This is a genomic window from Brevundimonas sp., from assembly GCF_041648615.1.
Lineage (GTDB): Bacteria > Pseudomonadota > Alphaproteobacteria > Caulobacterales > Caulobacteraceae > Brevundimonas.
Map to the genome: position 1 here is coordinate 1 of NZ_JBAZOS010000022.1, position 22,668 is coordinate 22,668.

22 protein-coding genes are annotated in these 22,668 nt (G+C 68.8%); 15 read left to right on the forward strand and 7 right to left on the reverse strand.

The window, feature by feature from the left end; translation table 11 throughout:
* From ispH to WC555_RS09610, 5 genes are all read left to right on the forward strand, one after another.
* A partial coding sequence (gene ispH, locus WC555_RS09590; protein ID WP_373253138.1) for a 4-hydroxy-3-methylbut-2-enyl diphosphate reductase occupies window positions 1-860 on the forward strand: 860 nt, incomplete at its 5' end.
* A 79-nt stretch (window positions 861-939) separates the two neighbouring features.
* Window positions 940-1,857 carry a DUF4232 domain-containing protein gene (locus WC555_RS09595; protein WP_373253139.1) on the forward strand — a complete coding sequence of 306 codons (918 nt, stop codon included), beginning with the start codon at window positions 940-942 and terminating at the stop codon, window positions 1,855-1,857.
* 55 nt (window positions 1,858-1,912) lie between these two features.
* Window positions 1,913-3,106 (forward strand): glycine C-acetyltransferase, encoded by a 1,194-nt coding sequence (locus WC555_RS09600; RefSeq protein ID WP_373253141.1) that lies wholly within the window; start codon window positions 1,913-1,915, stop codon window positions 3,104-3,106.
* Between the two features lie 8 nt (window positions 3,107-3,114).
* The gene (gene tdh, locus WC555_RS09605; RefSeq protein WP_373253226.1) at window positions 3,115-4,155 is read left to right on the forward strand and encodes an L-threonine 3-dehydrogenase; all 1,041 of its coding nucleotides are present in this window, start codon (window positions 3,115-3,117) and stop codon (window positions 4,153-4,155) included.
* Window positions 4,156-4,165: 10 nt separating this feature from the next.
* Window positions 4,166-4,621: an opioid growth factor receptor-related protein gene (locus tag WC555_RS09610; protein WP_373253143.1), complete on the forward strand. Its 456-nt coding sequence runs from the start codon at window positions 4,166-4,168 to the stop codon at window positions 4,619-4,621.
* A gap of 4 nt (window positions 4,622-4,625) precedes the next feature.
* Here WC555_RS09610 and WC555_RS09615 read toward each other — a convergent pair whose 3' ends face one another.
* Window positions 4,626-5,018, reverse strand: coding sequence for a hypothetical protein (locus WC555_RS09615; protein ID WP_373253144.1), 393 nt, complete (start codon window positions 5,016-5,018; stop codon window positions 4,626-4,628).
* A gap of 71 nt (window positions 5,019-5,089) precedes the next feature.
* Window positions 5,090-6,094, reverse strand: coding sequence for a DNA topoisomerase IB (locus tag WC555_RS09620; protein ID WP_373253146.1), 1,005 nt, complete (start codon window positions 6,092-6,094; stop codon window positions 5,090-5,092).
* 149 nt (window positions 6,095-6,243) lie between these two features.
* Here WC555_RS09620 and rlmJ point away from each other — a divergent pair, with 149 nt between their 5' ends.
* Complete coding sequence (gene rlmJ, locus WC555_RS09625; RefSeq protein ID WP_373253148.1) at window positions 6,244-7,062, forward strand: 23S rRNA (adenine(2030)-N(6))-methyltransferase RlmJ; 819 nt, start codon at window positions 6,244-6,246, stop codon at window positions 7,060-7,062.
* Here the strand turns inward: rlmJ and WC555_RS09630 are convergent.
* On the reverse strand, window positions 7,059-7,367 hold the full coding sequence (locus WC555_RS09630; RefSeq protein WP_373253150.1) for an antibiotic biosynthesis monooxygenase: 309 nt from the start codon (window positions 7,365-7,367) through the stop codon (window positions 7,059-7,061). The two genes, rlmJ and WC555_RS09630, sit on opposite strands and share 4 nt — an antisense overlap.
* Before the next feature lie 163 nt (window positions 7,368-7,530).
* Here WC555_RS09630 and WC555_RS09635 point away from each other — a divergent pair, with 163 nt between their 5' ends.
* Window positions 7,531-10,026 carry an ATP-binding protein gene (locus tag WC555_RS09635; RefSeq protein WP_373253151.1) on the forward strand — a complete coding sequence of 832 codons (2,496 nt, stop codon included), beginning with the start codon at window positions 7,531-7,533 and terminating at the stop codon, window positions 10,024-10,026.
* Window positions 10,027-10,029: 3 nt separating this feature from the next.
* On the opposite strand, the gene hemF is transcribed toward WC555_RS09635, so the two are convergent.
* A complete protein-coding gene (gene hemF / locus WC555_RS09640) occupies window positions 10,030-10,908 on the reverse strand; it encodes an oxygen-dependent coproporphyrinogen oxidase (protein ID WP_373253153.1) in 879 nt (292 codons plus the stop codon).
* Window positions 10,909-11,044: 136 nt separating this feature from the next.
* Between hemF and WC555_RS09645 the strand changes: the two genes are divergently transcribed.
* Complete coding sequence (locus WC555_RS09645; protein ID WP_373253155.1) at window positions 11,045-12,307, forward strand: dipeptidase; 1,263 nt, start codon at window positions 11,045-11,047, stop codon at window positions 12,305-12,307.
* A 26-nt stretch (window positions 12,308-12,333) separates the two neighbouring features.
* Here the strand turns inward: WC555_RS09645 and WC555_RS09650 are convergent, their stop codons facing one another.
* On the reverse strand, window positions 12,334-12,777 hold the full coding sequence (locus tag WC555_RS09650; protein WP_373253157.1) for a tRNA (cytidine(34)-2'-O)-methyltransferase: 444 nt from the start codon (window positions 12,775-12,777) through the stop codon (window positions 12,334-12,336).
* A 196-nt stretch (window positions 12,778-12,973) separates the two neighbouring features.
* On the opposite strand from WC555_RS09650, the gene petA reads away from it, so the two are divergent.
* From petA to WC555_RS09685, 7 genes are all read left to right on the forward strand, one after another.
* Window positions 12,974-13,516, forward strand: a complete 543-nt coding sequence (petA, locus tag WC555_RS09655) for a ubiquinol-cytochrome c reductase iron-sulfur subunit (RefSeq protein ID WP_373253160.1) — start codon at window positions 12,974-12,976, stop codon at window positions 13,514-13,516.
* 11 nt (window positions 13,517-13,527) lie between these two features.
* The gene (locus WC555_RS09660) at window positions 13,528-14,856 is read left to right on the forward strand and encodes a cytochrome bc complex cytochrome b subunit (RefSeq protein WP_373253162.1); all 1,329 of its coding nucleotides are present in this window, start codon (window positions 13,528-13,530) and stop codon (window positions 14,854-14,856) included.
* Between the two features lie 8 nt (window positions 14,857-14,864).
* On the forward strand, window positions 14,865-15,737 hold the full coding sequence (locus WC555_RS09665; RefSeq protein ID WP_373253163.1) for a cytochrome c1: 873 nt from the start codon (window positions 14,865-14,867) through the stop codon (window positions 15,735-15,737).
* Window positions 15,738-15,883: 146 nt separating this feature from the next.
* A complete protein-coding gene (locus WC555_RS09670; protein ID WP_373253165.1) occupies window positions 15,884-17,548 on the forward strand; it encodes a M28 family metallopeptidase in 1,665 nt (554 codons plus the stop codon).
* Window positions 17,549-17,792: 244 nt separating this feature from the next.
* A complete protein-coding gene (locus WC555_RS09675) occupies window positions 17,793-19,415 on the forward strand; it encodes a M28 family peptidase (protein WP_373253168.1) in 1,623 nt (540 codons plus the stop codon).
* Between the two features lie 10 nt (window positions 19,416-19,425).
* Complete coding sequence (locus tag WC555_RS09680; protein ID WP_373253170.1) at window positions 19,426-19,815, forward strand: RidA family protein; 390 nt, start codon at window positions 19,426-19,428, stop codon at window positions 19,813-19,815.
* Between the two features lie 79 nt (window positions 19,816-19,894).
* Complete coding sequence (locus tag WC555_RS09685) at window positions 19,895-21,115, forward strand: M48 family metallopeptidase (RefSeq protein WP_373253172.1); 1,221 nt, start codon at window positions 19,895-19,897, stop codon at window positions 21,113-21,115.
* Here WC555_RS09685 and WC555_RS09690 read toward each other — a convergent pair.
* Window positions 21,099-21,530, reverse strand: a complete 432-nt coding sequence (locus tag WC555_RS09690) for a hypothetical protein (RefSeq protein ID WP_373253174.1) — start codon at window positions 21,528-21,530, stop codon at window positions 21,099-21,101. The two genes, WC555_RS09685 and WC555_RS09690, sit on opposite strands and share 17 nt — an antisense overlap.
* Window positions 21,530-22,651, reverse strand: coding sequence for a beta-ketoacyl-ACP synthase III (locus WC555_RS09695; protein ID WP_373253176.1), 1,122 nt, complete (start codon window positions 22,649-22,651; stop codon window positions 21,530-21,532). The genes WC555_RS09690 and WC555_RS09695 overlap by 1 nt, the downstream gene beginning before the upstream one ends.
* Window positions 22,652-22,668 lie beyond the last annotated feature (17 nt).

The window sequence follows — 22,668 nt, forward strand, 5'->3', positions numbered from 1 at the left end:
TGGCGCTCGAGAAATACGGCGCCCCCGTCTATGTGCGGCACGAGATCGTCCACAACCGGCATGTGGTCGAACGGCTCAAGGCCATGGGCGCCGTCTTCGTCAAGGAACTGGACGACTGCCCCGATGACCGGCCCGTGGTGTTCTCGGCCCACGGCGTGCCCAAGTCGGTGCCGGCCACCGCCCGGGCGCGCGAGATGCTGTATCTCGACGCGACCTGCCCGCTGGTCTCCAAGGTTCATGTCGAGGCCGAGCGTCACCACGCGGCCGGCCGCCACATCATCCTGATCGGTCACGCCGGCCATCCCGAAGTCGTCGGCACCATGGGCCAACTGCCGGCCGACGCCATCAGCCTGGTGGAGACGGCGGCCGACGCCGAGGCGTTCCAGCGTCCCGGCGACGCCCTGCTGGCCTACGCCACCCAGACCACCCTGTCCGTCGATGACACCAGCGAGATTCTGTCGGTGCTGAAGCGCCGCTTCCCCGAACTGCCCGACCCGCACAAGGAGGACATCTGCTACGCCACCACCAACCGCCAGGAGGCGGTCAAGCGGCTGGGCGCGGGTTGCGATCTGGTTCTCGTGGTGGGCTCGGCCAACTCATCCAACTCCGTGCGGCTGGTCGAGGTGGCCCTGCGCGCCGGGGCCCGCGACGCACGCCTGGTCGATGACGCGGCCCAGGTCGACTGGTCCTGGCTGGACGGTGTCTCCACCCTCGGGATCACCGCCGGCGCCTCGGCGCCCGAGCGGCTGATCGAGGAGCTGATCGACGCCGTTCGCGCCCGATTCGACGCCACCGTCGTCGAGGACGATGGCGAGCGGGAGACTGTCGCCTTCAAACTGCCCCGCCTGCTGACGGCATAGGCCGTCAGCAGGCGGCCTTGTCCGGGCGGAGCCTTTGGTCTTGGCTGACGTTACCCGCAGACCCAACCGTGGAGCTTCCATGCGCCGCCTTCGCAACGCCTGCACCATCGTCTCGTCCCTGGCCCTGATCGCCGCCGCCGGCTGTACGCAGGAGGCGGCGGCGCCGCCGACGGCTCCGGTCGAGCCGATTCCGGCCCCCGCCGGGCCCCTGGGAGCGCCGATCAGCTACGCTTGCGAAAGCGGCCAGTCCGTCGCGGTCGTCTGGCCCGACACCGCCACGGCGCAGCTGACCTGGAAGGGTCAGACCTACGCCCTGCGCGCCGTTCAGGCCGCCTCTGGCGCGCGCTTCACGGGCTCGGGCCTGGAATGGCAGACCGCGACCGCGGCGGGTCAGGAGAGCGCGACCCTTAGCCGCCTCGGCCCCAATCAGGATGTCGCCGTCGCCGTGCTGGAGCGCTGCAGCCGGCCGGCGGCCGGTCCCGTCGCGCCGGGCCCGGCTCCCGCCCCCGACGCCCTGACCGGCGAGCCCCTGCCCCCCGCGGCCGCGCCCTGCAAGGGGCCGCAACTGAAGCTGTCGGCGGACGGCGGCGACGCCGGCATGGGCCATCGCGTCACCATCGTCGGCGTCCAGAATGTCGGCGCCCAGGTCTGCAGCCTGACCGGCTATCCGACCGTGACGCTGCAGGACGCCCGGGGCCGCGACCTGACGACCGTCCGCTCGGAGCAGAATCCCGGCAGCTATCTGCGCACGGGCCAGTCGCCCGAGCCGGTCTCCCTCCAGCCGCAGGCGAAGGCCTTCTTTGATGTGGCGTGGACGGTGGTCCCCAACGAGGCGAAGGGCGAGACGGCCTGCCCCAGCGCCGCCCGCATTCGCGCCCTCGCGCCGGGCGACACCTCGCCCGCGACGCTGTCCCAGACCTTCACGCCATGCGGCGGCCGCATCCAGATCAGCCCGTTCCGGGCCGTGGCTGAACCGGCCCCGGCTCCCGGAGGTTGAGCCGCCCGTTCGGCGGGGGTTCAAACCGCACGAAAAATGGCCTAGCGGAGCGCCCATGACAGCGACCTTCCATGACCGCGTGCGCGCGGAACTCGCCGACATCGACGCCCAGGGGCTGACCAAGCCCGAGCGGATCATCGCCTCCCGGCAGGGGCCGGTGATCAAGGTCGGCGGGCGCGACGTCCTCAATTTCTGCGCCAACAACTATCTCGGCCTCGCCGGCGACGAGCGGGTGACCCAGGCCGGAATCAGGGCGCAGGAAAAATGGGGCGCCGGCACGGCCTCGGTCCGCTTCATCTGCGGCACGCTGGAGATCCACAAGGAATTGGAACGGTCCGTCGCCGACTACCTCGGCTTTGAGGACACGATCCTGTTCGCCGCCGCCTTTGACGCCAACGGCGGCCTGTTCGAACCCCTGTTCGGGGCTGAGGACGCCATCGTCTCGGACAGTCTGAACCATGCCTCGATCATCGACGGCGTGCGGCTGTGCAAGGCCAAACGCTACCGCTTCGCCAACTCCGACATGAACGACCTCGAGACCCAGCTGAAACAGGCCCGGGCCGACGGCGCGCGCGAGATCGTCATCGCCACCGACGGCGCCTTCTCGATGGATGGCTATATCGCAAAGCTGAAGGACATCCGGGCGCTGGCCGACAAGTACGACGCCCTGATCATGGTCGACGACTGCCACGCCACTGGCTTCCTCGGCCCGCAGGGGCGCGGCTCCTACGCCCACCACGGGGTCGAGATCGACTTCCTGACCGGCACCTTCGGCAAGGCGCTGGGCGGAGCCATGGGCGGCTTCATCTGCGCGACCTCCGAGGTCGTGGCCCTGCTGAAGCAGCGGGCCCGGCCCTATCTGTTCTCCAACGCCCTGGCCCCGGCCGTCTGCGGCTCCAGCCTCGAGGCCATCCGCATCGCCGGGGGCGACGAGGGCGACGCCCTGCGCAAACAGCTGTTCGCCAACGCCGTCCGCTATCGCGCCGCCATGACCGAGGCCGGCTTCACCCTGCTGCCCGGCGAGCATCCGATCATCCCGGTCATGCTGAACGACGCGAAGCTGGCCCAGGACTTCGCCGCCCGGGCCCTGGAGCTCGGCGTCTACGTCATCGGCTTCAGCTTCCCGGTGGTGCCGCGCGGCCAGGCCCGCATCCGCACCCAGATGTCGGCGGCGCACACCTTCGAACAGATTGATCAAACGGTCGCGGCGTTCACGACGGCCGGCAAGGAATTGGGAGTTATCGCATGACCGACACCATGAAGGCCCTGGCCAAGACGAAGCCGGGCGTCGGCCTCGAGCTGATCGACGCTCCGATCCCGGTCGCCGGCGCCGAGGATGTGCTGATCCGCGTCAAGCGCACCGCCGTGTGCGGCACCGACATCCACATCTGGAACTGGGACGAGTGGTCCCGGAAGAACGTCCCGGTTCCCATGATCACCGGCCATGAGTTCTCGGGCGAGATCGTCGCCATCGGCAAGGACGTCGACCGGCCCCTGAAGATTGGCGCCCGCGTCTCGGCCGAGGGGCATGTCATCGACCTGAACTCCGAGGCGGCCCGGGCGGGCCATTTCCACCTCGATCCGCACACCCGCGGCATCGGCGTCAACCGCCAGGGCGCCTTCGCCGAGTTCGTCGTCGCCCCGGCCTTCAATGTCATCGAACTGCCCGACGACGTGCCCTGGGAGATCGGCTCCATCCTCGATCCGTTCGGCAACGCCGTGCACACGGCGCAGCAGTTCGACCTGCTGGGCGAGGATGTGCTGGTCACCGGGGCCGGACCCATCGGCATGATGGCCGCCGCCGTGGCCCGCCACGCCGGCGCCCGCACCGTGGTCCTGACCGACATCAACGACTTCCGTCTGGAGCTGGCGCAGAAGGTGGCGCCGGGCGTGCGGACCGTGAACACGACCCGCGAGGATCTGAAGGACGTCATGCACGAGCTCGGCCTCAAGGTCGGCTTCGACGTGGCGCTGGAGATGTCCGGCTCGCCGATCGCCTTCAGACAGTGCGTCGACACCCTGATCATGGGCGGCGGCATGGCCATGCTGGGTATTCCGTCGAAGCCGATGGAGACCGACTGGGGCGCGATCATCCTCAAGGCCCTGACCATCAAGGGCGTCTACGGGCGCGAGATGTTCACCACCTGGCGCAAGATGCTGGGCCTGCTCAAGGCCGGCCTCGACCTGACCCCGCTGATCACCCATCAGATGAGCTACGAGCGTTTCGAGGAGGGTTTCGAGGCCATGCGGTCGGGCCAGTCCGGCAAGGTGGTGCTGAACTGGGACAAGGCGGCCTGAGGCCGGACCCATGGCCGCGCCCGGCGCCATAACGGCCTTTCTCGAAGGCGAAGGGCCGGACGCCCGGGGCCGCACGCTGTTCGATGTGCTGGCCATGGATAACGTCGCGCTGGAGCAGACCCACGACTACATCCAGTGGCTGTTCCCCTTGCGGGAGCCGTCGGGCGCCATGCCGGATGCGCCGGTGCTGACGGATGCCGAGGTCGAGGCGATCCGGGACTCCGGCATGGCCCAGATCGCGCTCGCTGCGGCGACGGACCGGATGGACGTCTTCTATCGCGCCACTCACGACTGGCTGATGCCGAACGACCACAACCACCTGCGGATCACCCGGATCATCCGGTCGTTGCGGCTGCTGGTCGGAGACGCCGAAGCGGACGCCTTCAAGGCTGCGATCCTGTCGCGGGTCGAGACGACGCGGGCGCCGGTCAGCGCCCGCAGCCGCGGCTACTGGGCGACGGCCTGAAGGGTCAGGCGGCGGTCGGTTCGCCGTTCTTGAGCGTCGCCATGAAGACGATGACGACGAACATAAGCATCGATGAGACCAGCATGATCTCCGAGGCGATCATCGCCGGCATGAAAACCGGCCTGCCGAGCAGCATCAAGGTCAGACACGGCATCAGGATCAGGAAGCCCAGCACCGAGAGGACGAAGTGCGCCCTGGGCAGCCAGCCTTGCGCCGACGCAGGGAATGATCGGTAGAACAGGCCGAACAGCATCATGGAGGCGAAGCCGATCAGGTTGATGTGGGCGTGCACCGGCCTGAGCACAAAGTCCTGGTTCGCGCCCATCCAGACGCCGAGCGACATGCCGACCAGGGCCGACAGCACGCCGAGGCGCAAAAAGTTGTTCGAGACTGACATTCGCTTGGATCCCTCCGACAAACGGCGCCTTCGTAAACCGACGTTCTGTCCGAATCCTAGTTACATCGTCTTCAGGTCAATGTCCTGATCAGGGCCTTTTCGAACCCGGCGGCGTCAGCTCCGGGCAGGGCGCCGGCGAGTTCACCGCGCTCGAACAGCTCGAACACTTTTGGATGTACGTACGACGACCGGCACACCGTCGGCGTATTGCCCAGCAGGCCGGCGACTGATTTCACGCAGACGGTGATCTTGCTCTTCGCCTCCGTCGGAGAGGCGGGCGGGTCCATCTCTCGCAGCGCCCGGGCCGCCGACACTGTGCCCGCCCAGGTGCGGAAATCCTTGGCCGAAAACTGCTCGCCCATGGCCTCGCGAATATAGGCGTTCACATCGTCGGAACTGATGGCGCACAGCTGACCCCCGGCGTCGCGATACTTGAACAGTTGCTGGCCCGGCAGCTCGCGCAGGGAGCGCACCACGGTGGCGAGGCGGCGGTCCCGCACCTTCACCTCATGCTCGACCCCGCTCTTGCCCTTGAAGGCGAAGGTCAGGGCCGCGCCATCGAGGTCGAGATGGCGCTTGTTCAGCGTGGTCAGGCCATAGGAGCGATTCTGCTTCGCATACTGGGCGTTGCCGACCCGGATCAGGGTGATCTCCAGCAGCCGGACCGCAGTGGCCAGCACCTTGTCGCGCGACACGCCACGCCTGTTGAGGTCGGTCTCGACCCGCTTGCGCAGCCTGGGCAGGGCGCGGGCGAAGGCCGGGAGGCGTTCGAACTTGGCCTCTGAAGCATGGCTGCTCCAGCCGCCGTGATAGCGGTATTGCTTGCGGCCCTTCACATCGCGGCCCGTGGCCTGGATGTGGCCGGACGCGCGGGGGCAGATCCAGACATCGGTCCAGGCCGGAGGGATGGCCAGCGCCCGGATGCGATCCAGAACGGAGGCGTCGCGGATCACCGCGCCGTCCCGACCGCGATAGCTGAAGCCCTTGCCCGAGGCGGTGCGCCGGATGCCCGGCTGCTCGTCGTTGCAATAGGTCAGGCCTGGCGGAATCTCGCGCGCCGTTTCGACGGCGGTCACGCTTCCACCTCGCACGGAAGGAGCGGGCGGTCAGAAGAACAGATGGCGGCTCACTTTGCACTCCGGGTCGCGTCGCCGAACGATGGGCGGAGGCGTCGGTTCCCGTCCCGCCCTTGACCGCGACGGCGGGGGGGACGACGGAAGCGCGCATGAACTATCGACACAGCTTTCACGCCGGAAATTTCGCCGACCTGGTCAAGCACGCCCTGCTGCTCTGGCTGCTCGAACGACGGGGCGCGGACGGTCCTCTCACGGTCATCGACACCCATGCCGGGGCCGGACTCTACGACCTGACCGGCGACGCCGCGCGGTCCCGGGAGGCCGAGGCCGGGGTGGCCCGGCTGATGGCGGCCGAAGGCCGCCCGCCGTTGATCGAAGCCCTGGCCGCCGCCGTGGCGCGGCTGAACCCGAACGGCGGAGCGAACCTCTATCCCGGCTCGCCCCTGCTGGTCGCCGGGGCGCTGCGCGAGGATGACCGCTACGTCGGCTTCGAGCTGAACCCGCCGGTGCTGGCGCTGCTCAACGAAGCGCTGGCTCCGTATCCCGAAGCCGCGGCCGTAGGCGGGGACGGCTATGACCAGGCCGGCGCCTGGGCGGCGGAAGCGACGGGACCGCTGGTGTTGATCGACCCCCCGTTCGAGAAGCCTGACGACTATGTCCGCGCGGCCGATACCGGCGCCGCCATTGTCCGCGCCGACGCCCGGGCCACGGTGGCGATCTGGACGCCGCTGAAGGACCTCGAAACCTTCGACGGTTTCCTGCGGCGTCTGGATCAGGCGGGCGCCCGGCGGGTTCTGGTCGCCGAGGCGCGTCTGCGTCCGCTGACCGATCCCATGCGGATGAACGGCTGCGCGGTGGTGATCCTCAATCCACCCGCCGGGGCCGAGGCGGCGGCGCGCGAGATCTGTGGCTGGGTCGCCGGGACCCTGGGCGAGGCGGGAGCCAGGGCCGACGTCTGGTTCACCTAGGCCGGGTCGAAGACTTCGCCCGCCTCGTACAGGTGGGGTTCGAACGTTGCGACGGCCATGATCGGCTCCATGGCGGCGTTGACCGCGGGCAGCCGGGTCATGGCCTTCCAGTCCTCGCGGCTGCGCCAGACGGCGTGAACGGCGGCCACCTTGCCGCTCAGGCCGCGGTGCAGGGTGGCGGACAGGAAGCCGTCGGCCCCGCGCTGGGCGCGGACCATGACGGTCAGCTGCTCCATCAGCGCGTCCATCTTCGCCGGATCGCAGCGATAGACGTTGATCAGGACCACGGGATCTTTGTCGGTCATGGCGGGCGTCTAGCGGATCGTGAGCTGCGAGTCTCCCGGTTCCCCATTCGCGCCGGGTCGCCGCCGCGATTCGACCGCGGCGGCGTCTCACGGGATAGGCGTCGTTCGCTAAAGCTTGCTCAATACATGCCGTGCGACGAAGGGCGACACAGTCGGAATTCCAATGTTGCTTATCCGTGTCGTCGTCGCGCTTCTGGCCGCCGCTGCCGTTGTCGGCTCCGCGCCGGCCGTGATGGCCCAGCCAGCGGCGGTGACCCGGGACGCGCCCGATGACGCCCTGCGGCTGGCGCGATTCGTGGAGGCGCGGGCCGGATCCACCGATTTCGCGGCGCTGGACCGGTTCGGCGAGGCCGCCCTGCTCCGGAGGGATCGTGAAGGCCTCAACCGGCTCTATCACGTCACCTGGACGATCCTGAACCAGGGGGATTTTGACAAGGCCGGGCTGTGGAACCGCCGGCTGGCCGAGGCGGCGGAGCGACAGGGCGACGAGCGGTACCAGGATATCGCCAGGCTGAACGTCCTCGCCATCCGCTATGATCGGGGCGACACCGGCGTCACGGCCGAGCTGCGCTGGACAGCGGAAATGGGCGAGGACTGGTTTGTCAGCACTCACGCCGCCCGCCTGACGGCCTTGGCCCTGATCGACGAGGGCAAGGTCGGGGAGGGGCTGGAACTGCTGGCCCAGGCGCAGGCCAGTATTCCCGAGAACGATCCCTTCGCCGCCACCGCCCAGGCGGGGATCTGGGAAATGACCGGCATGGGGCTGAAGCAGCTGAACGACGTCGCGGGGGCGGCGGACGCCTTCCGCAAATTCGAGATCGACTATTCCAACCCGGCCTACCCACGGCCGGATTTCGACAGCCTGTACAACCTCGCCATGATGGCCGTGAAGGTCGGCGACGGGGAGCGCGCGGCCCGATTCTACGCCGCCCACCACCGACTTGCCGAGCGGGCGGGACTGACGACGCTGTCGGTCTATGACGCCAGCCTGTGCGCCACCGTCGCCAACGCCCGCAACGAGCCCCGCGCGGTTCTGGCCTGTCTGGAGCCATACGGAGAATCTCTCGGCGAGGCGGCGTTCGTCGCCACCGAAGCCCTGCCCCTGCGGGCCATCGCCCGGGCCCGGACCGGACAGATCGCGGGGGCCCGCCGCGATGTGGACGCGCTGCGCCGGCTGGAGATCGGGACGGGCATCCAGTCCGAGGTCGATCACGTCGAGGCCGAGGTGCTGTTCGCCGAGGGTCGCCCCGAAGAGGCGTTCCGCACCCTCAGGGCGCATATGATGGAGAGCGAAATCGCCGCGGCGCGCAGCTACAGCGCGGGCATTCACCAGGTGACCGGCGACATGCAGCTGCAGCTGGCCGAGCGCCGGCTGCAGCTGGAGACGGCGCGGTCCTATACCGGGCTGCAGCGGGCGGTCATCGCCATCGGCGTGATCTTTCTGCTCTTCGCCGTCGCGACCCTTGCGTGGCAATCGCGGCAGGGCCGGATCCTGCGCCTCGCCCAGCGGCGGGCCGAGGAGGCGAACCGGGCCAAGAGCGAATTCCTCGCCAATATGAGCCACGAGATCCGCACGCCCCTGAACGGGGTCGTGTCGATGGCCGACACCCTGGCGCGCCGCGACCTGCAGCCGGAGGAGCACGAGATGGTCGAGCTGATCCGGTCGTCCGGCGCGACGCTGGAACGGCTGCTGTCCGACATCCTCGACAGCGCCAAGATCGAGTCCGGCCAGCTGACGTTCGAGCCCGCGCCCTTCGATCTGGAGCAGTCGGTCAACGACGTCGCCGCCCTGTGGCGGGTCAAGGCCGAGGACCAGGGCGTGGCCATGGTGGTCGAGTTCGACGAGGCGCTGAGCGGACCCGTCCTGGGCGACATGGTTCGCGTCCGGCAGGTGCTGACCAATCTGGTCAGCAATGCGCTGAAGTTCACCTCTTCCGGCTCGGTGCGCCTGTCGGTGATGTCGACGCTGGACGACCGCGTCGTCTTCAGGGTCACCGACACGGGGGTGGGCTTCGATCCCGATCAGAAGAGCCGCATCTTCCGGCGCTTCCAGCAGGCCGACGGCTCGATCACCCGCCGCTACGGCGGCACCGGCCTGGGGCTGACGATCTCGAACGCCCTGGTCGGGCTGATGGGCGGGACCGCGCTCGAGTGCGACAGCGCGCCGGGCAAGGGCTCGACCTTCTGGTTCGACATTCCGATGCCGCGCGCTGCACAGGCCGGAACCGAGGCGGAACCGGCGGGGGCGGATATCGCCGCGACGCCGCTGCGCATCCTGCTGGCCGACGATCACCCGGCCAATCGCAAGGTGATCGAAATCATGCTGGCCGCGACGGCGATGGAGCTGAAGACGGTCGAGGACGGGCAGCAGGCGGTCGACGCCTTCGCGGCCGACAGGTTCGACCTGGTGCTGATGGATATGCAGATGCCGGTCATGGACGGCCTGACCGCGACGCGGGAGATCCGCGCGATCGAGGCGGCGCGGGGCCTGACGCGGACGCCGGTCGTGATGCTGACCGCCAACGCCATGGCCGAGCATGTGGCCGCCGGCCGGGCCGCGGGCGCCGATGGCCATCTGACCAAGCCGGTGACCCTGGTCAGCCTGTTCGAGGCGATCGCATCGGCGCTGGGCGCCGAGACGCGGCGCGAGGCGGCCTGAGCCCTAGGGCCATTTCACCACGGGCGGCATGGAGCTGAGAATCGACTCGACGTTGCCGCCGGTCTTCAGGCCGAACATCGTGCCCCGGTCGTACAGCAGGTTGAACTCGACGTAGCGGCCGCGCCGCACCAGCTGTTCCTCTCGCTCTTCGGTCGTCCAGGGCTCGGCCATGCGGCCGGCGACGATGCCGGAATAGGCCTCGAGGAAGCGGGTCCCGACATCGCGGGTGAAGGCGAAGTCCTTCGCATAGTCGCCGCTGTCGTGATGGTCGTAGAAGATGCCCCCCGTGCCGCGCGGCTCATTGCGGTGGGGCAGCCAGAAATATTCGTCGCACCATTGTTTGAAACGCGCGTGCCAGTCTGGGTGATGGGCGTCGCAGGCGGCCTTCATGGCGGCGTGGAAGGCGAGGGTGTCGGGCGCCTCGGGCCGACGGTCCACGTCCAGCACCGGCGTCAGGTCGCCGCCGCCGCCGAACCAGGCCTTTGTCGTGGCGATGAAGCGGGTGTTCATATGCACAGCCGGCACGCGCGGACTGACCGGATGGGCGATCAGGCTGATGCCCGTGGCGAAGAAGCGGGGGTCCTCGGCCGCGCCGGGCACCGTTTTCGCATAGTCGGCGGGGAAGGTTCCATGGACGGTCGAGACGTGGACCCCGACCTTCTCGAACAGCCGCCCGTGCATCATGCCCATGACGCCGCCGCCGCCTTCGGGCCGCGTCCAGGGGGTGCGGACGAAACGGCCGGGCTCGCCGGGGAAGAGGTCGGCGGGAGCCGCGTCCTCCAGCGCCTCGAAGCCCGCGTGGATTCGGTCGCGCAGGGTTTCGAACCAGGCGCGGGCCTCGGCCTTGCGTTGATCCAGCGGTGAGTTTGCGGCGTCGGTCATGCCGGGTCCTGTACCGGGTCTGGCTCGAGGGGAGAAGCGGGCCTCCTCTCTCCCCCCGGGAGAGGACTATGCAGGGCGCTTGCCAAGCCCGTCGCGTCTGCCAATGTCCGGCGTCGCTGTTCCGGAGAACCCCGTCATGATCCGCACCGTCCTTTTGACCACGGTCGCCGTCGTTCTGATGGCGGGGCCGGTTCTGGCCCAGGACGCGGCAGGCGAGGCGAGGGCGCGGCGGATACTGGAGCGCACGCCGCTGGTCGACGGCCACAACGACCTGCCCTGGGCCCTGCGCGAGAAACACGGGAACGACCCCTACGCCGTGGATCTGGGCGCCAATCTGGACGCCTCGACCGACCTGCACACCGACATCCCGCGTCTGCGGGCCGGCGGCGTCGGCGGCCAGTTCTGGTCGGTCTATGTGCCGGCGACCCTGACGCCGACCGAGGCGGCGCGAGAGACCTTCGAACAGATCGACACGGTCAAGCGGATCGTCGCCGCCCATCCGGACGTGTTCGAGCTGGCGACCACCGCCGACGATGTCCAGCGCATCCACCGCCGCGGCAGGATCGCCAGCCTGATCGGCATGGAGGGCGGCTATTCGATCGATGATTCCCTGGGCCTGCTGCGCGAGTTCTTCGACGCCGGCGCGCGCTACATCACCCTGACCCACAGCAAGACGACCTCATGGGCCGACAGCGCCACCGACGCGCCGAAATGGGGCGGCCTGTCTCCGTTCGGCGAGCAGGTGGTGCGCGAGATGAACCGGCTGGGGATGATGGTCGACCTGAGCCACGTCTCGGAGGAGACCATGCTGGACGCCATGCGCGTGTCCGAGGCCCCGGTGATCTTCTCCCACTCCTCGGCGCGGGCGGTGACGGCCCATCCGCGCAATGTGCCCGACAGCGTGTTGCGGTTGATGCCGGAGGACGGCGGGGTGGTGATGGTCACCTTCGTGCCGGGCTTCGTCTCGGAGACGGTGCGGGCGTGGAACGCGGGTCGGGCGGCGGAAGATGCGCGGCTGAAGTCGCTGAACCCCGGCGACCCCAAGGCGGTCACCGACGGGCTGGCGGCGTGGACGGCGGCGCATCCGATCCCGACGGCGACGATCGCCGACGTGGTCGCCCACATCCAGCATGTGCGCGAGGTCGCCGGGATCGATCACGTCGGCCTGGGCGGCGATTTCGACGGGGTGGACGCCCTGCCGGTCGGGCTGGAAGGGGTGGACGGCTATCCGCGCCTGCTGGCGGCCCTGATGGCCGCGGGCTGGACCGAGGCGGATATCCGCAAGCTGGCGGGGGAGAATGTGCTGCGGGTCATGCGGGCGGTGGAGGCGGTGGCGGAGCGCCGGAAGGGCGAGCGGCCGGGTCTGGCCGTCATCGCGGTCGAGGGCGCGCCGGGGTAGTCGATCCTCTTCCGTCCCGCGAGGGATCAGGGGCGCGTCTGCCGTAGCCCTTCCCACAGGGCGATCCCGGCCGAGACCGACAGGTTCAGCGAGCGGGCCTCCGGCCGGATGGGAATCACGACGCGGGCGTCGGCGGCGTCGTGAACAAGATCCGGCGCGCCAGAGGGTTCGCTGCCGAACAGCAGGACATCGTCGGGGCGGAAGACGAATTCGTTCAGGGGCGTCGCGCCCCTCGTCGTGAACAGGACCAGCCGTCCCGGGCCGCGATCGCGCTGGAAGGCCTCCCAGTCGGCGTGCCGCGTCATATGGCCGAGAGGGCCGTAGTCCAGCGCCGCGCGCTTCATCGCCCGGTCGTCGAAACGGAAGCCGGTCGGCTCGATGACGTGCAATTCCACCCTGAAACAGGCGCCCAGGCGGATGCAGGCGCCCACGTTCTGCGGAATGGCTGGTTGAAAAAGGGCGAGACGCATTCTAAGGCCCTCATACGCGCGGCCTGGGGGTCTGTCGCGGCTCGAATTGCGACTGTTTCTCAACGAAGCGACGCAGTTTGCGGCGATGAGCCGCAACGCCGGGCCGGGTCAGACCGAAGGGAAGGCGCTAAAGCATCCATGCCGATCCCGCCGCGTCCCTGTTCGGGCGCGGAACACGGCGTACGAGGAGTAAGACGTGGCCGAATCGGTCGTGACTGAGAACGGTGAAGGCGGCGACGCCTCCCGCCGGGACTTCATCCACATCGCGGCCGGCGCGGCCGCCGTCGGCGCCGGGGCCATGCTGGTCTGGCCGCTGATCAATTCGATGAACCCCGCCGCCGACACCCTGGCGCTGGCGTCGATCGAATTCGACATGAGCAAGGTCCAGGAGGGCCAGCAGGTCGTCATCAAGTGGCAGGGCAAGCCGGTGTTCGTGCGTTACCGCACGCCCAGGGAAATCCAGGAAGCCGTGGCGACGCCGCTGTCGGCCCTGAAGGACCCCCAGACCGACGCCGACCGCATCAAGGCCGGTCACCAGCAGTATCTGGTGCTGCTGGGCAACTGCACCCACCTGGGCTGCATCCCGACGTTCGGCGCGGGCGATTTCGGCGGCTGGTTCTGCCCCTGCCACGGCTCGCACTACGACACCTCGGGCCGCATCCGTAAGGGCCCCGCGCCCAAGAACCTCGTCGTGCCGGAGTATGACTACCTCTCCGACACCCGCATCAAGATCGGCTGAGGGCGAGACCGATGAGCGATCACGAATCCACCTACGTCCCCAAGACCGGCGTCGAGAAATGGCTCGACACCCGGCTGCCGATCATCCGCTTCGGAGCCGACTACATGTCGCTGCCGACCCCGAGGAACCTCAACTACTGGTGGACCTTCGGCGGCATTCTGGCCCTCTGCCTCGTCGTGCAGATCGCCACGGGCGTCATCCTGGCCATGCACTATGTGCCCAACACCGAAATGGCCTTCGCCTCGGTCGAGCGCATCATGCGTGACGTCAACGGCGGCGACCTGATCCGCTACACCCACGCCAACGGGGCCTCGATGTTCTTCATCGCGGTCTATCTGCACATGCTGCGCGGGCTGTACTACGGCTCGTACAAGGCGCCGCGGGAGATGATCTGGATCGTCGGCTGCCTGATCTTCTTCCTGATGATCGCCACCGCCTTCCTGGGCTACGTCCTGCCGTGGGGCCAGATGTCCTACTGGGGCGCCGAGGTGATCACCAATCTGATCGGGGCCATCCCGGTCATCGGCGAGCCGATCCTGATCTGGCTGCGCGGCGGCCCGGCGATCGACAACGCCACCCTGAACCGCTTCTTCTCGCTGCACTATCTGCTGCCGTTCGTGATCGCGGGCTGCGTGGTCCTGCACCTCTGGGCCCTGCACGCGGCCGGTCAGAACAACCCCGTCGGCATCCTGATCCCCAAGGATCGGGAGAAGAAGGACATGGTGCCGTTCCACCCGTATTTCACGGTCAAGGACGGCTTCGCCATCATCCTGTTCATGATCCTGTTCGCCCTGTTCGTCTTCTTCATGCCGAACGCCCTGGGCCATGCCGACAACTACATTCCGGCCAACCCGCTGGTGACGCCGGCGCACATCGTGCCCGAGTGGTACATGCTGCCGTTCTACGCCATCCTGCGCGCCGTTCCGGACAAGTTCGGCGGCGTGGTGGCGATGTTCGGCTCGATCGGCGTGCTGTTCATCCTGCCGTGGCTGGATACGTCCAAGGTGCGCTCGATGCGCTACCGCCCGACCATGCGGACCTTCTTCATCATCTTCGTCATCGTCGGCCTGATCCTGGGCTGGTGCGGCGCGCAGCTGCCTGACGCGCCGGTGATCGGGACCTTCAAGACCTTCATCCTGATCGACGGCGATCTGAACAGCTATCTGTGGCTGACCCGGTTCGCGACGCTCTACTACTTCGCCTTCTTCCTGATCATCATGCCGCTGGTCGGCCTGCGCGAGAGGCCGAAGCCCATTCCGGCGACGATCTCGGAACCGGTGCTGTCGGGCGGCGACGCCATGACGGCGGCGGCCCCGGCCTCGCCCGAGAAGAAGGGCTGATCGCGACCATGATCCTCCAGACGAATATCCGCGCCATGAAGAAGACCCTGGTCCTGATCGCCGCCGCCGCCGGCATCGCGCTGGCGGCGACGCCGGCCCTCGCCGCCGGCAAGGCTCACGAGCTGCGCGACGGCGGCTTCAGCTTCGACGGTCCGTTCGGCGCATTCCAGCAGGGCCAGCTGCAGCGGGGCTACAAGGTCTACCGCGAGGTCTGCTCGTCCTGCCACAGCATGAACCTCATGCATTTCCGCACCCTGGCCGAGCCGGGCGGGCCCTTCTACGACGCGCATCAGGCCAATCCGGCCGAGAACCGCTTCGTCAAGGCGCTGGCCAAGGAAGTCCAGATCGCGGACATCGACACCGAAACCGGCGAGCCGGTGATGCGCGACGGCACCGCCGCCGACCGCTTCCCCAGTCCCTATCCGAACGCCACGGCCGCGGCCGCGGCGAACGGCGGGGCGGCGCCGCCCGACCTGTCGGTGATGGCCAAGGCCCGGCACGGCGGAGCCAACTACATCTATTCGCTGCTGACCGGCTATGAGGCGGTCCCGACGGGTCTGCAGATCCGGCCGGGCCAGTACTACAACGTCTATATGGCCGGCGACCTGACGCCCTTCATGCCCGAGGGCGCCCATGTGCCGCCGGGGGGCTTCATCGCCATGCCGAACCCGCTGCGCGACGGTCAGGTCACCTATGACGACGGCACCGACGCCTCGGTCGACCAGATGGCCAAGGACGTGGCCGCCTATATCGCCTGGGCCTCGGACCCCAAACAGGTCCAGCGCAAGCAGGCCGGTCTGGGCGTGCTGATCTTCCTGTTCCTGTTCGCGGGCGTCACCTATGTGAGCTACCGCCGGATCTGGAACGGCGTCGCCCACTAGGGCCGACCGACATCGATGCCGGAATGACCCGTCGGGGCCGCAGGGCTCCGGCGGGTTTTTCTTGCGCGCCGCCGCCGCATCGACAGCCGGAAGGGGGCGCCCTAGGGTCCGCCCCGTCCTGTCATCGACCGAGGGTGTATCCGTCCATGCGTCTGTTCCCGACCGCCGCGGTGCTCGCCGCCGCCGCCCTGTTGTCCGCCTGCGCGACCATGGACGGAGGGAGCGCGGCCCCGGCCGCCGCGACCTTCGACACCGCCCGGCTGTCCGAGCATGTGCGCGTGCTGGCCAGCGACGCCTACCAGGGCCGCGGCATCGCCACCCCGGCCGAGGACATGACCGTCCGTTATCTGAGCGAACAATACGCCGCGGCCGGCTTCCAGCCCGGCGGCGCCAACGGGTCGTGGACCCAGGACGTGGCGCTGAACCGTTTCACCGCCTCGAACGTGCGGGCGCAGTTCAAGGTCGGCGACGCGGCGATCCCGCTGAACCAGGGCCAGCAGATCACCATCTCGACCCGTCTGCCGGGCGACCACGTCATGCTGGCGGACAAGCCGCTGGTCTTCGTCGGCTACGGCATCAAGGCGCCCGAGCGGAACTGGGACGACTTCAAGGGCGTGGACGTGCGCGGCAAGGTGATCGTCGTGCTGGTCAACGACGCCGACTTCGAGGAGCCGGCGCTGGACACCTTCAACGGCCGGGCCATGACCTACTACGGCCGCTGGACCTACAAATACGAGGAGGCGGCGCGTCAGGGCGCGGCCGGCGTCATCATCGTGCACGAGACGGCCCCGGCCTCCTACGGCTGGGCCACGGTGCAGAACAGCTGGTCGGGTCCGCAGTTCGACATCGTCCGCGCCAACGCCGCCGCCGAACGGGCGCCGATGGAAGCCTGGATGCAGCGCGATGTCGCCGTCGACCTGTTCCGCCGCGCGGGGCAGGACTTCGAGGCGCTGAAGACCAGCGCCCGGGGGCGGGACTTCCGCCCGGTCGAACTGGCCGGCGCGACCTTCAGCGGATCGTTCGACGTGGCCACAAGCCGGGTCACGACCCGCAACGTCATCGCCCGTCTGCCGGGCTCGACCCATCCGGACGAGACCATCCTGTACACCGGCCACTGGGACCATATCGGCGTCGGCGAGCCCGATGCGAACGGCGACGCCATCTTCAACGGCGCGGTCGACAATGCGACGGGAACCGCCGGCCTGCTGGAGCTTGCGCGCCTCTGGGCCGCCGGTCCGCGTCCCGAGCGGTCGATCGTGATGATCAGCTTCACGGCGGAAGAGAGCGGACTGCTGGGCTCGGAATTCTACGCCGCCAATCCGGTCTGGCCGCTGGCCACCACCGTGGCGGGCTTCAACATCGACGCCATGAACGTCTATGGCCGGGTCGCCGACGTGGACATCATCGGCTCGGGCCAGTCCAACCTGGACGCCCGCGTCACCGCCGAGGCGACGCGTCAGGGCCGCACCGCCCGGCCGGACAGCAATCCCGCCTCGGGCAGCTATTTCCGCTCGGACCACTTCCCCCTGGCCAAGCGCGGCGTGCCGATGGCCTATGTCGACGGCGGCGGCGCCTTCCGCGACGAGCCGATCGCCGCGCGCGACGCGGCCCGGTCGGAATACGGTTCGCGCCGCTATCACCAGGCCGATGACGAATGGTCGGCCGACTGGGACCTGCGCGGTCAGGTCGAGGATCTGGCGCTGATCTTCAACATCGGCCGGGATCTGGCCAACAGCCGCGACTGGCCGGAGTGGATGCCCGGCTCGGAGTTCGGTCCGGCGCGCGCGCCGAGTGCCGCCCAGCGGCGGTAGGCACGGCGTTCTCCCTCCCCCTTGTGGGGAGGGTGGTCGCGCAGCGACCGGGTGGGGAGGGCTCAACGATCCACACGCCGGCGTCGGTCCTGCCGAGCCGCCCCCCACCCTGTCGCCGCTTCGCGTCGACATCCCTCCCCACAAGGGGAGGGAGAGGGCCCGTGCATGACGAAAACTTAACGGACGCCGTCCGGACGTCTCCCTAGAGTGCGCGCCAGCAAATCCGGGGATGGAGCCCACACCTATGTTTCGCAAGATGATGGGCGGCGTCGCCGTCGCCGCCGTGCTTCTGGCCGCCGGCATGGCCTCGGCCCAGGACTTCTCGGCCGCGCGGATCAGCGACGGCATCCGCACCATCAGCGCCGACGAATACCAGGGCCGTTATCCCGGGACCGAGGGCGAGCGGATGGTGCTGTCCTGGCTGCAGGCGCAGTACGAGGCCATGGGCATGGAGCCCGGCGGCCCGGACGGCCAGTGGCTGCAGCCGGTCGAGCTGAAACGCTACACCCCCGTCGCCGGCGCGACCGCCAGCTGGACCGGTCCGGACGGGCAGGTTCACGCCCTGACGCCGGGGACCGACATCGTCGTGCGCGCCGCGACCAATGACGGCCGCGCCTCGATCAGCAATGCGGGCGTCGTCTTCGTCGGTCACGGCATTTACGCCCCCGAACGCCAGTGGGACGACTATGGCGACGCCGACGTGCGCGGCAAGGTCGTGGTGGTCGCCGCCGGCGAACCCGACGGCGAGCGCTTCAACGGCGAATATGCGACCAACTACCAGTCGGGCGCATACAAGGCCGACGAGGCCTTCCGTCGGGGCGCGGTCGGGATCATCACCCTGGTGGCCCAGCCCGCCGCGTCGCCGATGTGGCAGGGCGCCCTGCGCGGCGGCGCCCGCACCCGCACCCTGACCCCGGGCGCGGCCGATCTGGAGTTTTCGGGCGCCATGCCGCACGACACGGCCGCCGCCTGGGCCGCCGCCGCCGGTCTGGACATCAGCCAGCTGCCGAGCATCGCCGACGGGTCGTTCAAGGCCGTGGCCCTCCCGGGGGTCACCCTGTCGGTCGAGGTCGCCGAGACCATCGAGACCCTGGTCACCCACAATCTGCTGGCCCGGATTCCGGGGACCGAGCATCCGGAAGAGACCATCATCTATTCGGCCCACTGGGACCATGTCGGCGGCGCGGCCCAGCATCCGACCGTGACCGGCGACCAGATCTGGAACGGGGCGTGGGACAACGCCTCGGGCACCATCGGCGTGCTGGAGATGGCGCGTCAGCTCAAGGCCGCGCCGGCGCCGAAGCGGTCGATCGTCTTCGCCCATATGGCGGCCGAGGAGATGGGTCTGATGGGCGCCTATGGCTACGCCGCCGACCCGGTGTATCCGCTGGAGACCACGGTGGCGGACATCAATATCGACATGCTGCCGCTGTCGGGCCCGACCCGCGACGTGCCGATCTTCGGCAAGGGGCAGAACGATCTGGAAGACCGGCTTCAGGCCCTGGCCGAACCGCTGGGCCGCTATGTCTCGGACGACCACATGCCGGAGGAAGGCTTCTACTACCGCTCGGACCATTTCCCGTTCGCCCGCATGGGCGTGCCGGCGATCATGCCGTGGCACGGCTGGGACTGGGTCGAGGGCGGGCGTGAAGCCGGAGAGGCGGCGTGGCGCGCCAAGTTCGCGGCCGACTATCACAAGGCCTCGGACGAATGGTCGGCCGACTGGGACCTGACCTCGGCGGTGGAGAACCTGACCCTGTTCTATCACCTCGGGCTCGACCTCGCGAACAGCGGCGACTGGCCGGGCTGGAAGCCGACGTCGGAGTTCGCCGTGGTGCGCGCCCGCTCGGACGCGGCGCGTCAGTAGGGAGGCGCCGGTGACCGGGATCCTCCGTCCCCTGACCGGCGACGGCTCTCCGCCGATCGAGGGGGCTTATCCGCAGGCGGTCGAGGTCACGGCGCCGACGCGGTGGCTGTATCTTTCGGGCCAGATCCCGGTGGCGCCGGACGGCTCGCTGGCCCACGACTTCACCGGCCAGTGCGAGCAGGTCTGGGACAATGTCGAGACCCAGCTGGCGGCGGCGGGCATGACCCTGGACAACCTCGTCAAGGTGACGACCTTCCTGTCGGACCGGGACCGGGCCGAGGAGAACCGGGCCGTGCGGCTGCGCCGTCTGGCCGGGCGTCAACCGGCCCTGACGGTGATCATCACCGGCATCTTCGACGAGGACTGGCTGGTCGAGATCGAGGCGGTGGCGGCGGCTTGAGTCACAGCGCATGACGGCGATTTAAGCTGACAACCTTGCTCGACCCGGATCAACTGGCGGCGTCAGGGAGGACACCGTCATGAGCATCGACCCCGCGGCCGAGACCGCGCGCTGGCTGGCGACCCTCTCGCCCGAGGATCTGGAGCGGGCCGTGGCCTATACCCGCGGCGGCCACTGGCTGCTGCTGTGGGGCGCCGTGGTCTCGATCGTCGTGGCCTGGATCATCATCCGCACGGGGGTGCTGAGCGGCATCCGCGACCGGCTGGAGCGCCGGCGCCGACGGCCCAAGCTGGTGTCGCTGCTGGTCGGCGTGGTCTGGATGCTGATGAGCTTCGTCCTGACCCTGCCGTGGTCGATCTACGAAAGCTGGTGGCGCGAGAAACGGTATGGCCTGACCAGCCAGCCGCTGACGGGGTGGCTGACCGAGGCGGTGATGGGGACGGCGATCTCGGTCGTCTTCATGGGGCTGCTGATCGTCGGTCTGTATTTCATCATCCGGCATGCGCGGCGGCTGTGGTGGGCGTGGGGCGCGGGACTGACGGCGGCGGCCGTGGTCTTCATGCTGATCGTCTCGCCGATCCTGATCGAGCCGCTGTTCAACACCTATACGCCGGCGCCGGACGGGCCGGTGCGCGACGCGGTGGTCGAGCTGGCCCATGCCACGGGCACGCCGGACGACAAGATCTACATCTATGACGGCTCGAAACAGTCGGACCGCTATACGGCCAATGTCTCGGGCCTGTTCGGCTCGGCGCGGGTGGCGATGAGCGACGTCATGTTCACCAAGGGCGCGGACATCGCCGAGGTCCGGGGCGTCGTGGGCCATGAGATGGGCCACTATGTCCACATGCATTCGCTGTGGCTCACCGGCGTCTTCATCCTGCTGGCGGCGCTGGGCTTCTTCCTGATCGACCGGCTGTTCCCGCTGGCGAAGCGGCTGCTGGGCGCCGACCGGGTGGGGGATGTCTCCGATCCGGCGGGCCTGCCGGTGCTGGCGGCCATCGCGGCGGTTCTGGGCCTGCTGGCCACGCCGGTGATGGCGACCCTGGTCCGGACGATCGAGGCGGACGCCGACCGGTTCTCGCTGGTGCACGCCAATGAGCCGGACGGGCTGTCCAGGGCCCTGATCAAGACGGCGGAATACCGCGCGCCCTCGCCCTCGGCGATCGAGGAGATCCTCTTCTACGACCACCCCTCGGTCGAGAACCGGATCCGGCGGGCGATGGAGTGGAAGGCGACGCATCCGGCCAAGGCGCCCGCCGCCGCGCCCGCCGCCGCCGTGGCTAGGACGACACGCTGAGACCGGGACGCTCGTTGTCCCAGATCATGTGCAGGATCGACCAGAGGCCGTCGGGACCGCGGCAGAGCTGGATGGAGTTGATCCCGCGGCGCTCGGGCTCGGCGTCCTCCGGGGCGGTGCGGGCTTCGTAGATCGACCAGACGTGGGCCATGTTGCCGAACTCGGTGATGCGGCGGCTGATCTCGACCTCGAAGAAGCCTGTGGCTTCGAAGAAGGGCGTGACGTTGGCCTGGTATTCCTCGCGGCCCATGACGATCAGGGTCGGACGGCCGTCGGCGTCGAGGCCGGTGCGGGCCTGACGGCTGTCGGGGTGGAAGATCTCGCGCTGGGTCGCCCAGTCGCGCGGGCCGGCGGGGCCGGAGATGCAGGCGTACATGGCGTCGACGACGGCGCCGATATCGCTGCGGTCGACCATCAGGCGCGCTTCCGCACGAAGACGGTCCCGGCCGAATAACCGGCGCCGAAGCTGCAGATCAGGCCGATGTCGCCGGGGGCCATGTCCTGCTGGCGCAGGTGGAAGGCGATGATCGACCCGGCCGATGAGGTGTTGGCGTAGTCGTCGAGGATGATGACGTTCTCGTCGGGCGTCGGGTCGCGGCCCAGCACCTTGCGGCCGATGAACTGGTTCATGTTGATATTGGCCTGGTGCAGCCACATCCGCTTCAGGGTCGTGGGATCGACGCCCAGCTCGGCGGCGTGGTCGATGATCATCTCCGAGACCATGGGCACCACATCCCGGAAGACCTTGCGGCCCTGCTGGATGAACAGCTTGTCCGGCTGGCCGATGCCTTCGGGGGCGGCGTTGTTGAGGAAGCCGAAATTGTTGCGGATGTTGTTCGAGAAGACCGTCTTCAGCCGCGTGCCGAGGATGTCCCATCCGCCCGGGCCGGCCTGATCGGAGGACTCGACGATCACGGCGGTGGCGACGTCGCCGAAGATGAAGTGGCTGTCGCGGTCCCTGAAGTTGAGATGGGCCGAACAGACCTCGGGATTGACCATCAGCACGGCCTTGACCGAGCCCGAGGCGATGAAGTCGGCGGCGGTCTTGATGCCGAAGGTGGCCGAGCTGCAGGCGACGTTCATGTCGAAGGCGAAGCCCTCGATGCCGAGCGCCTGCTGCACCTCGATCGACAGGGCCGGATAGGGGCGCGGCATGTTGGAGGCGGCGCACAGGACGGCGCCGATCTCCGAGACCGGCTTGCCCCAGGCGGCGATGGCCTGACGCGCGGCGGCGACGGCCATCTCGGCCATGACCGACAGCGCGTCGTCGGCGCGCTCGGGGATGTTGGGCGCCATGCGGGCCGGGTCGAGGACGCCGGCCTTGTCGAGCACGAAGCGCGACTTGATGCCCGAGGCCTTCTCGATGAACTCGACCGAGGAGGGGGTCAGTTCGGCGACGTCGCCCTCGAGGATTTCGGCGGCGTGGTCGGCGTTGAACTGTTCCGCATAGGCATTGTAGGCGGCGACCAGCTCGGCGTTGGAGATCGACTGTTCGGGGGTGAACAGGCCGGTGGCGGCGATGACGGCATTGGTCATAGAGGGGGCCCTAACGC